Origin of the sequence: Paenibacillus sp. FSL H7-0350 (assembly GCF_038593195.1) — a bacterium.
Taxonomy (GTDB): Bacteria; Bacillota; Bacilli; order Paenibacillales; family Paenibacillaceae; genus Paenibacillus_AQ.
The window spans coordinates 2227082-2241477 of sequence record NZ_CP151972.1; the positions used below are offsets into that span (position 1 = coordinate 2227082).

The 14396-nt window shown below is 53.4% G+C and carries 7 protein-coding genes; 1 reads left to right on the forward strand and 6 read right to left on the reverse strand.

The window, feature by feature from the left end:
• Positions 1 to 45: 45 nt before the first annotated feature.
• From NYE24_RS10295 to NYE24_RS10320, 6 genes are all read right to left on the reverse strand, one after another.
• Positions 46 to 6600, reverse strand: coding sequence for an S-layer homology domain-containing protein (locus NYE24_RS10295; protein ID WP_342478602.1), 6555 nt, complete (start codon positions 6598 to 6600; stop codon positions 46 to 48).
• Between the two features lie 218 nt (positions 6601 to 6818).
• Positions 6819 to 7538, reverse strand: a complete 720-nt coding sequence (treR, locus tag NYE24_RS10300) for a trehalose operon repressor (protein WP_342478603.1) — start codon at positions 7536 to 7538, stop codon at positions 6819 to 6821.
• Between the two features lie 87 nt (positions 7539 to 7625).
• On the reverse strand, positions 7626 to 9611 hold the full coding sequence (gene treP / locus NYE24_RS10305; protein ID WP_036699561.1) for a PTS system trehalose-specific EIIBC component: 1986 nt from the start codon (positions 9609 to 9611) through the stop codon (positions 7626 to 7628).
• A 79-nt stretch (positions 9612 to 9690) separates the two neighbouring features.
• Positions 9691 to 11409, reverse strand: a complete 1719-nt coding sequence (gene treC, locus NYE24_RS10310) for an alpha,alpha-phosphotrehalase (RefSeq protein ID WP_342478604.1) — start codon at positions 11407 to 11409, stop codon at positions 9691 to 9693.
• Positions 11410 to 11545: 136 nt separating this feature from the next.
• A complete protein-coding gene (locus NYE24_RS10315; RefSeq protein ID WP_076154343.1) occupies positions 11546 to 12649 on the reverse strand; it encodes a Gfo/Idh/MocA family oxidoreductase in 1104 nt (367 codons plus the stop codon).
• A gap of 24 nt (positions 12650 to 12673) precedes the next feature.
• The gene (locus tag NYE24_RS10320; protein ID WP_036699564.1) at positions 12674 to 13333 is read right to left on the reverse strand and encodes a ThuA domain-containing protein; all 660 of its coding nucleotides are present in this window, start codon (positions 13331 to 13333) and stop codon (positions 12674 to 12676) included.
• 224 nt (positions 13334 to 13557) lie between these two features.
• On the opposite strand from NYE24_RS10320, the gene NYE24_RS10325 reads away from it, so the two are divergent.
• Positions 13558 to 14385, forward strand: a complete 828-nt coding sequence (locus NYE24_RS10325) for an AraC family transcriptional regulator (protein WP_342478605.1) — start codon at positions 13558 to 13560, stop codon at positions 14383 to 14385.
• Positions 14386 to 14396: the final 11 nt, after the last annotated feature.

Below are 14396 nucleotides of genomic sequence, written 5' to 3' on the forward strand. Positions count from 1 at the left end.
GACGACCCTGATCTTGCTTATATGGTACTTATGCGATGCTTGTACTTACGGATTAATCAGATCCGATTGGATCAGCAGTCTGCGGATCGCTGCCGATGCCTCGGCCCGCGTAATATTCTCGTTCGGCGCAAGACGCTGCTCGTCTCTGCCCAGAATAATGCCCGCTGAGAGATTCTCCTTCACATTAGCAATTGCCCATTTGGCTACGGATGCAGAATCGGCGAAGGACTTCAGCAGCTGCTGAGTCTGCTCTTCGCTGCGTGAAGACTTCAGCTCAGTGATACTTAAGGCTCTGCTGACAATCGCCATAGCTTCCTGTCTGGAGATGTTATTGTCCGGTCTGAAGGTTCCGTCCGGATAGCCGGAGATCAGGCCGTTCTGGGTCGCAACCTGAAGCTCCAGCCCGTACCATCCGCCTGTAGAGACATCACTGAACGTGACTGGCTGCTCCCCATGGGTAACAATACCGAGCGCTCTTGCCAGCATAGCTGTGAATTCAGCCCGTGTGATCGCCCGCTGCGGTTCAAATACCGCTTCCTTCGTGCCGCTCGACACCAGTCTTGAGCCCATGTCATTCACATCCGGCTTGCTCCAGTGCTTCGCCACATCATGGAATTCGAGCGGATTCCAGATCAGACCGAAATCGCCGTTCTCCAGACTGTTAATCGTAGCGTAATAACATCCGTCTTGGATGGTTACATAGGTTGGCTGATGATAGATTCTACCATCCCGGTATAGTACCCCAGTGGTAATCTTCATCTCTGCCGGTACTTGAAGCTCGTACTTCGCCCAGCCGTGGCTGGTTACCTGTACTGTCTGTCCCTGATACTTCGCTTTAATGGAGAAGTTCACCAGAGTATTACCAGGCTGCACCTTCTGCTTCGCGGCTGCAAGCTTGAAGGCCTCCAGGTTGCCCGGAGCAGAAGCTCTCAGCTCAGCATAGAAGATAATGTTTTCTGTCTTCACATCCGCAAGGCCAAACTGCTTACTGACCTCTGTCAGATCAATAGCAGCGGCATCTAGTCTAACTGTTCCCAGGCCAGACTCCACTACGATCTCTCCACCCTTATTCTGTAAGTCCTTCACTTGCTCCGCAGTCAGTTCAACAGTGCTTGATGGCACCGCCTCACCTTTGACGGAAGGGGCAGAGGTTGGTGCTGGTGCTGGTGTTGATGCGGGTTCGGCTGGTTTTACCGGCTCAGGAGCCTTGTCCGTAATCCGCACAATCTGGAACGTACTGAATTTGTTAATCTGGATCGCCAGCGCTACAGGTTCACCGCTGGAATGATACACAATTTCTGGAGTGTAGATTGCAATCTCTCCATCGCTATGCTCAACATATACTCTTAAGCTGTTCAGGAAAGCATCACGCACCCCGGAGCTTTGCAGCGGAATCTGATCCGCGAACTCGGATAACGGCAGCTGAACCATGGTATTGATCTTGCTATAGTTCGTCTCAATCTCGCGTGGCGCCCCCAGATTCTGAAGCGTCTTGTCACTGGCCAGTGACAGCTTGGACGTACCGTTCAGAATGGCATTGCTCTGGACATTCGCTTTCGCCTGCGCGTTCTTCACGGGTACAATCCGGAAATACAGGTCGGTAGTGGTGGCATCGAGCTGTGCCAGGCTGGCAGCATCCAGATGGATCGAGCCCAGCGCAGTTACAATGTCCAGTGAAGCTTTGCGCCCGGCCAGAATTGAAACGGCGGTGGATGGAATTTCAACTGCAATCTCATCCGCATGTGCAGCAGGATCGTCCACGTGGGTGATCGTTACACTCCGGTTGGCTGCATCCGGGTCGTCCGGATTCACGCCTTCCACAAGGTTGTACACTTCATTCTCATCAATCACAATAGTGTCAATCTTCGTTCCGTTCGACAGGTTCGTTCTAAGAATGGTCACGCCCTGCTCTAGCGGATTACCATCATTAGGGGTAGACAGTCCGGCTTGTCTGGACGTTGCCTCACGGACGGCGCCTTCCTTAACTACGCCCTTCGCCTTCACAATCAGCAGATATTGCTTCACAGCACTCTTGCCATTCCGTGTAAAGGTTGCGGTCAGAATGACATTCGTATCCTGGGCCGGAGGCGTTACATTGCCCTTGGCCTGGTCCGCATCCTGCTGGACAGCAATCACCGAAGGCAGGCTTGAGGTCCAGGTAATCTTCGTGTCGTATTTGCCGGTCTGAAGCAATACGAAGGCTTCAGTGACACTCTCCCAGGTATCTCCCTCAGCGAAGGTTGCAGCGGGATGGATTCCCGTAGTTCTTGCAGCTTCCTCTGCTGCTTCCTGGTCACTGAGTTTTTTGATCACTACAGTAAACTTCTTGATTAAAATCTCGCCCGGATGGTCCGGGTCTGCCAGCTGCACGGTAAGCTCTACCGTCACTTCCTCTTCATCGGGTCCCGGTCTCTTAATCCGGCCAGTGTTCGTGAGAACCTCCGGTTTACTCGAAGTCCAGGTCAGGACTGAGCCGGTGTCACCAGTCTTCGGCAAGAAGAGATTGCGGGTCACTGACTCCTCTGAATCTCCAGGAGCATAACCGATCTTGACATTGACTTCATCCTGAGGAAGGTCAACTGTGGCCGTTCCTTTGACCGTAATGTAGAAGTCCTGCTCCCGGAAGAAGCCTTCCTTGGCAACACGAGCCGTCAATCTTACCACCGTATCCTTCAGCGGACGCTGAACCTCGCCGGTGCTGCTGACAATATCGCTGCGATGGCTTGTCCATACGACCTCGGAGTCATAGTAGCCCTTCGAGATCAACTCAACGTCCTGCGTTACGCTCTTGGCTGTATCCTGTCCTTTGTAGCCGATTCTCAGCAGTTTCATAGCTTCATCAAGCTGATCATTGATACTCTCCTGCTGGGCTTTAACGGTCACTACGAACTCTTTCTGATAGGACACACCGCCTTTGGTCACTGTAGCGGTTAGAGTAACCTTCTGGTCTCCATCACCATGAGCGGGACGCTTCACGCTACCATCCGGAGTAATAACTGATTCCTCCGAGGAGCTCCAGGTGATCGTGCTGCCGCTCGCGTCTTCGGTAATCAAGTCCAGATTCGTCAGGACCTGCTCCTGCTTCTCGTTATCTTTCCGAATCATGTTCCAGTTAAGTTTAGCCAAGGTCTCATTTACAGCCTCTTCGTCTGTTATCGGACGCTTGATAACTGTGAGCACGAAGGTTTTCGTCTGTACCTTATCCCCCTTGCGGATGACCGCTGTCAGGGTTACCGTCTGGTCTCCAGCAGTATAAGCAGGGCGCTTCACAACTCCGGCTGGAGTAATAACTGATTCCTCCGAAGAGCTCCAGGTGATCGTGCTGCCGCTCGTGTCTTCGGTAATCAAGTCCAGATTCGTCAGGACCTGCTCCTGCTTCTCGTTATCTTTCCGAATCATGTTCCAGTTAAGTTTAGCCAAGGTCTCATTTACAGCCTCTTCGTCTGTTATCGGACGCTTGATAACTGTGAGCACGAAGGTTTTGTTCTGTACCTTATCCCCCTTGCGGATGACCGCTGTCAGGGTTACCGTCTGATCTCCAGCAGTATAAGCAGGACGCTTCACAACACCGGCTGGAGTAATAACTGATTCCTTCGAGGAGCTCCAGGTGATCGTGCTGCCGCTCGTGTCCTCGGTAATCAAGTCCAGATTCGTCAGGACCTGCTCCTGCTTCTCGTTATCTTTCCGAATCATGTTCCAGTTAAGTTTAGCCAAGGTCTCATTTACAGCCTCTTCGTCTGTTATCGGACGCTTGATAACTGTGAGCACGAAGGTTTTGTTCTGTACCTTATCCCCCTTGCGGATGACCGCTGTCAGGGTTACCGTCTGGTCTCCCTTTGAATAGGATGGTGCCGTTACGGTACCGTCTGTGCCGATAACCCCTTCATCGGAGGAAGTCCAGGTAATTATACTGCCATTTGTGCCATTCTTCGGCAAATACACAGCAGAGGTTACGGATTCCTGCTTTATATTCTCCTCACGGATCGTATTCCAGATAAGCAGTTCTGTATCTTCTGCTACCGACTGCTCATTGGTTCCGTTCTGTTTTTTGACAATCAGCTCGAAGGTCTTCGTTAGCTCGGATGCCCCATTCTTCAGCACCGCTGTCAATGTAACCGGCTGATCGCCTGTTTTGAACGGCGGTCTTGTCACCGTGCCGTCAGTAGCAACAGCCGTTCCATTGGTCGATGTCCAGGTGATCGTGCTGCCGCTCGCTCCGGTTCGCGGTAAATCTAATCCGCTGAGCACAGAGCTCTGCACGATATTGTCCTTACGGATCAAATCCCAGGTTAATGCTTCCATATCGCGTTTCACCAGTGCGCCAGCACCCGGTAACTGCAGATCAACGTTATTGGAGGTCATCGGCTTAACCCCGTCAACAATAATAGAAGGATCAACTGTGACTGAAGCAAAAGCAGAAGCCTCGTATTTTCCAGCCGCCTGACCGGTAAAATGAATCTCCAGTACCGTGCCGCTAACCCGCACCACGTTGAAGCTTAAGCCTTCAGGCATATTATTAACGCTTACGCCGCCTTCAACCTCTTCTGTAAATGCGCCGTTGCGCAGGGTTACCGTCAGCGTCTCTGCCGCCGAGCCGTCACCTGCATCGTGAATCACATCAGGAGACGCCGTAATCGCTGCAGGCGGAGAGCGGAATAGAATAGCGAAGGTTCCTGAAGGAATGCCTGCTACCGTAACCGCTGCCCGGTCCACGCTGTCCGCAGATTTATGGCTGGCTGCCTGTCCGGCAATCGCTACAGTAATCTGGGTGGGGCTGTCCACGGTAATCTTACCCGGCATAAGGCCCGGCGGCCAATTCGCCGCATCAATGGCATCCATAACCGATTCATCGAAGGAACCGTTTTTCAGCTCAAGGATAAGGGAATCCCCGATCGTGCCGTCGTTCCCCTCAGATTCGTAGAGCACTGGTGTCCGGACTACGAGATAAGGTTCTTTGTCCATGAAGTCGAACTTGAAGGTGTTCGTGCTTAAGTCCGCCGGACTTCCCTCAAGCTTCCCGGAAGCCACGCTCACATAAGCTCCATAGACATCGCTGGTCACGGTAGCTACACCGGTGAATTTGAGCTCCAGCTCCGTATCGGAAACTCGGGTCACTTCCGTGCCAAGACCGGCTGGAAGACCATGAATCAACACATCCTCTGCACCAACCGTTTCGGCGAACTTGCCGCCAGTCAGCGTTACGCCAAGCGTCTCGGTGATCTCACCTGTGCCGTAGACGGCTTCGGATACAATCCCTTTGTTCACACTAAGCGTGGCAGGGTCTCTGAACGTTACACTGAAGGTCTTGGTCGTCAGACCGGAGGAGATCCCCAGCAGATTCTCTTTATCGACGGTAACGGACAGGTTCTTCGTGGTCGCATCCTTAGCATGATCAACGGCTGCACCAGTCAGCGTGAAGTTAAGCTCCGTATCACTCAGCCGGGTTACGGCGAACCCAAGTCCTTCCGGCAGATTATTGATGCGGATATGACTTGGATCAATTGGCTTAGCAAGAGTCGCACCGACTATATTCACCTTCTGGTTGCCGGCAACTGTCCCATTATTCGCCTTGGCTTCCACCAGCTCGGTGCTGGCGCCTTCATCCAGCTCAATGTCTGAGATGACTTCACTGAAATCCCGCTCATCGAGACTCGTGTAATAGGTGAATGTCTTGCTTGCATGCGGAGCCAGCTTACCGGAATCCCAGGTCATGGTAATCCCCGCATCATCCTTGACTTCCACGTTCTTCGCTTTCGGACTGTTGTAAGCCTCCAGAGCATAGGGGTTATTGTTGCTGAACCCGAAGACGGAAGCCTTAGCCCGTGGATCGCTGGAATAGAAGAAGATTGGGGCTCTAGAACCAAAGGCCTTGTACAGCGGATCATTATCACTAAAGGTACTTGCCTTCACGACTGCAACGCGGTCTTCTTCGAAGGTGTGGGTCACGATATTAGAAGTGACATATTCTCCTCCTTGATCCACCGTATTGTCCGGGTCCATCGATCTCATATACCGCGCCCCGTCCCAATTCTTATCGGTAAGATTGGTAATAGTCACATCATTGCGGTAGAATTTCTGGTTCTCCCCAAAGCTGATGATCTGCTTAATCTCCATCGTGCCCGCCCAAGTAGATACCGTAGCCGCACTTAGAATGCCTTTATCGGTCTGCGAGGTATTTACAACGGTGGTCGGCATATCCATGACATTCATCAACGCCGAATTAGACTTGGCATATGTATTTCCGCCGATCTGGTAGCCTACCGCGAAACGTTCTTCCGGTCTGCCCGGCAAATAATAATCGACCGGCAGATTCTTGCCTGTGCCATAACCGTCATGATCGGCACTCATTCCCAGATTCGTTCTTGAATTCGTACCACGGAAGTTAGCGGGCTTATCGCCCTTCGTACCGAAATTTCCCCAGTTGCTTATCCCGAGTTCAATGAATTTGCCTCCCAGGAAAAGCTCTGTCCCACCTTCTCCGCCATAGGCAGCCCGTGCTCCCCAATCTGCTGAATCTGCATGTACAGCAAGGGGTGCAGGAAACATAGACAGGAGCATTGTGGGCACCATTAGCAGTGCAAGCAGCTTGTTACGCTTCATTGTCTCACTCCATTCTTCATCATAGAAATGCAAGCCTATCCCTAATAAAAGCAAATCATTCTCACAAAATACTCACAAATGATCGAAAAATGTCGATAACACAGGCAAAAAGCCAAAAAAAGAAGCAGAGCGCACGATTATACGTGAACGCCCTGCTTTATGGTGCTTCATATTCAGCTAGGTCAGGAATGCTCTTCTGGCAGCCCGATCCTGACTGTTCACCGCCTAACCCTTCTGGCAAAATCCACAAACTGAAACTTGTCCAGCCGGTGCCGGGATTCGGTGTATTGGAACAGCACGGTATTCTCCAGATACACATAGTTCCGCACCACAACAATGTGCTGATATTGCTTCAGGTCCAGCAGGTGCTGATCCTCCTCAGTCGCGGGCTCAATGGAGATCAGCTTTTTGGCATAACTGATCTTCAGACCCAGCTCAGCCTCCAGATATTCATAAATAGAGCCTGCTGCGATCTCCTTACTGAGGAAGGGAACGATATCTGACCGGAAATAGTCCTTATCCAGAATAATCCGCTCGGCTTCAATCTCTCTGGCGCGGATGACCTTCCATACCGGCATCTCTTCAGTGATATGCAGTTGCCGGGCCAGCAGGGAGCCTGCCGGCTCCAGGACCGTCTCTTCTACCAGTGTCCGCGAGGGAACCCCAAGTGTCCCGGTCAGCTCCTGGAATGAGATTAGTCCGGTTACGGGAAAATCCATCCGCGTCAGGTCCAGCACGAACGAGCCCCTGCCTTTGATTTTGTTGATATAGCCGTCGCGGAACAAAAGATTCAGCGCCTTGCGCACCGTCTCCCGCGATGTCTTATAAGCATCCGCCAGCTCACTCTCAGAGGGCAGCTTGGTTCCAGGCGCGAGCTGGCCAGCCTGGATACGGCTGCTGTATTCCGTATAGATCTGCAAAAATATATTCTCTCTCATCGATCATCACCGCCGCCCTAAATTGTAGAAAAACAGCCCCGCAGGGCTGTCCTCCATTCCTTATATTGCATGTCTGATCCGCACGGGTCAACCCTTAAGATGAACGGTTAGAATACGGGTCTGCTTCGCCGTGGACGGTCCGCTCTGCTCCTCGATCCGCTCCACCATCTCCTGCCCGGCAGGGATGATAATAGGTGTAATTAATGGATACCCGGCGGCACGGATGGCCTCCATATCGAATTCCAGCAGAAGCTCGCCAGCACGCACCTTATCGCCGATCTGCTTAGTTGTCGTGAACCCTTCGCCTTTGAGCGACACAGTGTTAATTCCGACATGGATCAGCACCTGGACTCCGCTGGCATGCTCCAGAATCAGCGCGTGCTTGCTCTTAATCACGTGAGCTACCGTAGCATCGAAGGGAGCATATACCTTGCCTTCGGAAGGTTCAATGGCAATCCCATCCCCCATCTGCCGCTCAGCAAAAGCGGGATCAGGGACCTGCGCAAGCGGTACCGCCGTTCCGTTAAGCGGTGACGCCAGTTCCAGGATATTCACCGGTTCCTGCTCCTGCGAGCCTTGAACGGAGCTGCGGCTGCTTAGCTCAGGGGCTGTAACGGAAGAATCGGCTGCTGTTATGCCTGCTGTTGCTTCCGATTTGTTCAGTGCACGCTGCGCAATCGCCCGGCCATACAGTACAGTGGAGGCAAAAGGCACAATCAGGACGATCGCCATCCCGATGAAGAACACACCCCACTGGTTAGGGAAGATCGACAGGAAGCCGGGAATTCCCCCTACCCCAATGGATGTAGCCCGGATCTGATTCATAGTGAGCAGCACACCGCCTATCGCGGAGCCGATCATCCCGAAGATGAACGGATAGCGGTAGCGGATATTCACCCCGAAGATGGCCGGCTCGGTAACTCCGAGGAAGGCCGAGACGGAGGAGGTCGCAGCCAGACCCTTGGTCTTCTGCTCTCTGACCACGAACATCATCGCCAGTGCTGCCGCACCCTGGGCAATATTGGAGAGTGCCAGCATTGGCCAGAGGAAGGTGCTTTTCTCGCTGCCGATCAGTTGAACGTCAACGGCCAGGAAGGTGTGATGCATGCCTGTAATGACCAGGAGCGAGTAGAATCCGCCGTAGATTAATCCGCCGAGTATGGCAAAATGATCGAAGATATACACCAGGCCGGAGGTGATGCCATTGGCAATGCCGAACGTAACCGGTCCGATAATTGTGAAGGCCAGGAAGCCTGTAATCAGCAGCGTCACCGGTGCCACCACCAGCAGCTTGACGGAATCATGGACGCGCTTGTCCAGGAACTTCTCAATTCTGGCAAGGATATAGGCCGATACCAGGACCGGCAGCACCTGTCCCTGATAACCGATCCGCTCCAGATGCCAGCCGAACAGATTCCAGGTTGGAACTGTACCTTCCGTAGAAGCGTTAGCATAGCTGTAAGCACTTAATAAGTCTGGATGCACCAGAATCAGACCCAGCACAATCCCGAGCAGCGGGCTGCCCCCGAAGCGGGTCACGGCTGCCCAGCCTATCAGTGCGGGCAAGAATGTAAATGCCGTACTGGCAATCGTATTAATGATAGCAGCAATGTCCTTCCACTGCGGATAGACATCCACCAGCGAATCGCTGAAGAAGATCCCCGGGCCGGTCAGCAGGTTATTGATCCCCAGAAGCAGACCCGCAGTAACGATGGCCGGAAGAATGGGAATGAAGATATCCGCCAGTGTCTTGATGATCCGCTGAAGCGGATTCAGGTTCCGGGCTGCGGCTGATTTCACCTGATCCTTGGAGGAACGGGCACCGCCGGTCAGCTGAATCATCTCATCATAGACTTTATCTACCGTTCCCGGTCCGATGACAATCTGGAACTGCCCCTGGGAAGAGAATTGACCCTTCACCAGGTCATTGCGGTCCAGCGCCGCCGCGTCCACCTTACTCTCGTCATAGAGCGAGAATCTCAGGCGCGTTACACAATGCGTAGCCACCTCAATATTCTCCTTGCCTCCCACCGCCCGGACGATGTCTTCAACATTTTTGCGGTCTATAGCCATATTGTCACTCCTCGCATAGTTGATGAATGCCTAGTAGCCTTTCCGATTTCAACGTACATTCACGCAATTTCGGTCTCTTCTAGTCCCGGCTGACTAGCCACAGATATGAAGCATACGGACGGAGCTGAAGCTCCTCCGTAAGTGCAGGATGCTCTCCGGTATTGCCAAGCAGGAGCTTACCCTTCCCCTTAGCGCTTAAGTTCGCCCAGTGATCATCCGGAAGCCGGAACATAATCTCTTTGCTGCTGAAGTTCGAGACCACGACAAGCGCCTCATTATCCCCCGTCCGTGCATAAGCGAACACCTCGGGATGTCCTTCGTCCAGCCTGCGGTATAATCCGTCCACGAAAATAGCGTGCGATTTGCGCAGAGCGATCAGCTTGCGGTAGTGATGGAAGATCGAATCCGGCTGTTCCAGCGCCTGACGCACATTGATGTCCGGGTACCGCTCATCCACTTTTAGCCAAGGCGTTCCGGTGGTGAAGCCTGCATTCGCGCTGTCATCCCACTGCATCGGCGTCCGGGAGTTGTCCCTTGAACGTTCCTGCAGGATCGCGAGCGCCTCCCCGGAGCTTGCTCCCTGCTCACACAGAATCCGGTACATATTGAGCGACTCGATATCGCGGAATTCTTCAATTCCCCGCCATTTGGGATTCGGCATCCCGATCTCTTCTCCCTGATAGACATAGGGTGTGCCCTGTAATCCGTGCAGTGTAGTCGCCAGCAGCTTGGCGCTCTCCTCGCGGTACGCCGTGTCGTCTGTGAACCGGGAGAGCGCGCGAGGCTGATCGTGATTATTGAAAAATAAAGCGTTCCAGCCCCCGCCCTCCTGCATCCCGGTCTGCCACTCGCTGAACAGCCGCTTAAGCGCTTCGAAATCGTAAGGCATGAGCTCCCACTTCCGGCCGTTCGGATAATCCACCTTCAGATGATGGAAGTTGAAGGTCATTGAGAATTCCCGCCGCTCGGGACTAGAATAACGGACGCATTGCTCAAGTGTCGTAGAGGACATCTCACCGACCGTAATCAGCTCATGCGGGCCGAACACCTCATCGTACATCGCCCGGATGTATTCGTGGACCCGTGGACCGTCTGTATAATACTTCCGCCCGTCTCCCGGCGGCACACTCCCGTCATCATCCGGGAAGCGCTGGTCCTTGGAGATCAGGTTAATGACGTCCATCCGAAATCCATCTACACCCTTGCGGGCCCAGAACAGCATCATCTCGTTCACCGCGCCGCGGACCTGTTCATTCTCCCAATTCAGATCCGCCTGTGTCTTGTCAAACAGAGTAAGATAATATTGGCCTGACGCCTCATCGAACTGCCAGGCCGGACCTCCGAACTTCGACTGCCAATTGTTCGGTACTCCCCCGCCTGGCGCCGGGTCCTTCCAGATATAATAATCACGGTACGGATTGTCCCGGCTGGAGATCGCCTGCTTGAACCACTCATGCTCTGTCGAGGTATGGTTGACTACGATATCTGTCATCAGCTTCATTCCGCGCCCGTGCAGCTCCGCTACCAGCTCGTCGAAATCCTCCATCGTACCGAATTCCGGGTTGATCCGCTCATAATCCGCCACGTCGTAACCGTTATCATGTCCGGGCGAGACATAGACCGGCTGGAGCCAGACAATATCAATCCCCAGCTCCTGCAAATAATCCAGCTTCTCCGTCAGACCTCTGATATCGCCTGTTCCATTCCCCGTCGTATCCTTGAAGCTCTTCGGATATACCTGATACACGGTGGACCGCCGCCACCATTCCGCTGGCCGGGCCTTACTCTCTTGATTCAATTGAAGCACCTCCATGAAGAACTTGTTGACATACATTACACTTGTATATACAAGTTCAAACAAAGTGGAACCTCACAAAAAAACAGCGCCCCTCCCCGCAACCGGGGACAGAACGCTGCCTGTTGAAATGTTTCCGCTACTCCAAATATCCCTTAATCAGTCCCGGAGCCAGCGGCTTCGGCTGCTCGCAGGTGGTGGTCAGCTCGGCATAACGCTTCGAATCGGAGCTGGTGTGGAAGGCGTGCATGATCTCCAGTACATGATTGGCCAGCTCACCGTTAGCGCGCGGGGTCTCTCCGGTCTGGGTGCAGCGGGCCATGTCTGCCACGCCAATTCCCCGGCTGTTGCCCTCATAGCTGTGCACCACCGGAATCTCCTTGAACTCTGCGCTATGCGCCGGGCGCAAGAGGATCGGGCCGCCGAAGGTGTTCGGGTCCGGCACAATCAGGGTGCCCAGCGAGCCGTAGATCTCGATGCGCGGCAGTGTGCTGTGCCAGACATCGAAGCTGGTAATCATCGTTGCAACAGCACCGCTGGCGAACTGGATCGTTCCGGCCACATGTGTAGGCACCTCGACCTCCACCACTTTGCCGAACTTCTTCTCACTGGTGATGGTCCGGGTAGGGAACGAGGTCTTGGTCATGCCGCATACCGTAGCCGCCGGGCCCAGCAAGGATACCAGAGCCGTCAGATAATAAGGTCCCATATCGAACATCGGGCCGCCGCCGGCCTGGTAATAGAACTCAGGGTCCGGGTGCCAGCTCTCATGCCCGTGGCAGAGCATGAAGGCTGTCGCCGCTACCGGCTCACCGATATACCCGTCCGCGATCAGCTTCGCGCAGGTCTGCAGGCCCGCTCCGAGGAAGGTGTCCGGCGCACAGCCGATGAACAATCCTTTTTCCTTAGCCAGCTCCACCAGCTCAGTCCCATGCTCAAGCGACAGCGACAGCGGCTTCTCTACATATACATGCTTGCCTGACAGCAGCGCCTGCTTACACACCTCGAAGTGGTAATTCGGCGTCGTCAGATTCACGACAATCTCAATCTCCTCCGAAGCCAGCAGCTCCGCTGTCGTCCATACATTCGGAACCCCGTACTGCTCTGCAGCCTGCTGCGCCCGCTCCAGATTCAGATCCGAGCAAGCGTAGACCTCAGTATTCTTGAAGGTTCCCGTCAAATTCTCAAAATAAATGCCGCTGATATTCCCGCAGCCGACAATCCCGATTTTTACTTTACGCACGCTGTTTCCCACCTTGTCCTTCGTTTATTTGGCTGCCCACAAGAAGCCCCGGCGCATCAGTTCCTTGGCCTCCGGGATATCGAACACATCCGCATGATGTCCAAGCGCATTATAGAATACCTTGCCTTGGCCCCATTTCTTCGTATAGACCACCGGCATCGTGATGACGCCATTAGCCGAATGCTCCCCTTCACTCATGACAAAAGTGGTGGTAGCCAGTACATTCACCGCCGGATCGACATGCAGATAATACTGCTCTGACTTCACCATGAAGTCCTGCATGCCTTCCACAATCGGGCTGGAGCCGGATTTCACGATGTTCACTTCATAATCCACCCCGTCATTGAAGGGATGCGCCACCCATTGCGATCCGGTCAAAAATTGCCATTCCGTATTGTTACGGAAGGAGTCGCACATCCCGCCGTGACAGCCCGCGATCCCTACGCCGGAAGCCACAGCCGCCAGAACCGCCGAGCACTGCTCACCCTTGATTTCACCCATGGTCCAGACCGGTACAATCAGGTTCAGCGCCTTCAGCGCCTCCGCGTCATTAAAGCTGTCCAGCGTATCCGAGACTTCAACCTTGAAGCCTTCATTCGTAAGGATATCTGCAAAAATCGCCGCTACCTCATTCGGTTCATGCCCGTCCCATCCACCTTTTACAATCAATGCCTTCTTTGCCATATCAAGCTCTCCTTTTTGTCCTATTTATCCAAGTTCGGGTTATAGATCGATTAATATCAGGTCTTCCTGAAGAAATTGTAATCCATTGCTGGCGTTTCTGCTCGTCATTTTGCTTGTGAGAATGGTCAATTTTTGCTAAATTTAAGACTGCAGGATGCGATAAGCATCTAATCACTGAAACCGCTTCCTGACGAACTGCCGGGAGGACGAGAACAGGAGTAACCATGAGAGCGTTTCATGAGAACCGGACGTACGGCTACGCGTTTCCCTTCACGGCCTTTGTGAGCCGGAATATTAATTTCCTGGCCCACTGGCACAATGATCTGGAGATTGTCTATTGTCTGGAGGGGTCGATAAGGATGGGGATCAACTCCGAGACACGGGTGTTGACCGCCGGGGATCTGGCCGTATGCAGCAGCGGAGATATCCATTATTATGACAGCAGGAACAGCGAGTCCAAGCTGCTGATGATTATTTTCAATCCTTCACTGATCGGATATCCGGCAGGCTGGCTCCTGAATAAGCGGCTGATGTCTCCTTTTCTGGACCAGAGCCAGTCTGCTTCAGAACAGATTAACCCCCGCCTGCCTGCAATTATGCAGGAGCTGCTGGAGGAGCATCTGGAGAAGCCCCCGCATCATGAACAGCTGGTGACCGGCCTGCTGCACGAGCTGTGTGCGCTGATTCTGCGGCAGATGCCGCTGGATGTCGTGAATCCGCATAAGGATAAGCGGCGCATTACGAATATGAAGATTATGCAGGAGGTGCTGGAGTACCTGGATGTCCATTACATGCACCCTATCACCCTGGCCGATGCCGCCCGGCATGCCAATATGAGTCTGTTCTACTTCTCCCGCTTCTTCAAAAGCATCTCAGGTATGAGCTACATCGCCTACCTGAACAGCATCCGTATCAACCAGGCTGAACGACTGCTGCTGGGCACCGATAAAAGCATTCTGGATATCGCCCTGGAATGCGGCTTCACCAATATCCGCACCTTCAACCGGGTGTTCAAGCAGGTCAAGCTGCGGACACCGAGTGAGCTGCGTTAGTACTGTGCTGC

Bases quoted from the DNA above. Each gene is read 5' to 3' on its own strand.
- NYE24_RS10295 (WP_342478602.1), bottom strand. From the start codon at position 6,600: ATGAAGCGTAACAAGCTGCTTGCACTGCTAATGGTGCCCACAATGCTC.
- treR (WP_342478603.1), bottom strand. From the start codon at position 7,538: ATGAGAGAGAATATATTTTTGCAGATCTATACGGAATACAGCAGCCGT.
- treP (WP_036699561.1), bottom strand. From the start codon at position 9,611: ATGGCTATAGACCGCAAAAATGTTGAAGACATCGTCCGGGCGGTGGGA.
- NYE24_RS10320 (WP_036699564.1), bottom strand. From the start codon at position 13,333: ATGGCAAAGAAGGCATTGATTGTAAAAGGTGGATGGGACGGGCATGAA.
- NYE24_RS10325 (WP_342478605.1), top strand. From the start codon at position 13,558: ATGAGAGCGTTTCATGAGAACCGGACGTACGGCTACGCGTTTCCCTTC.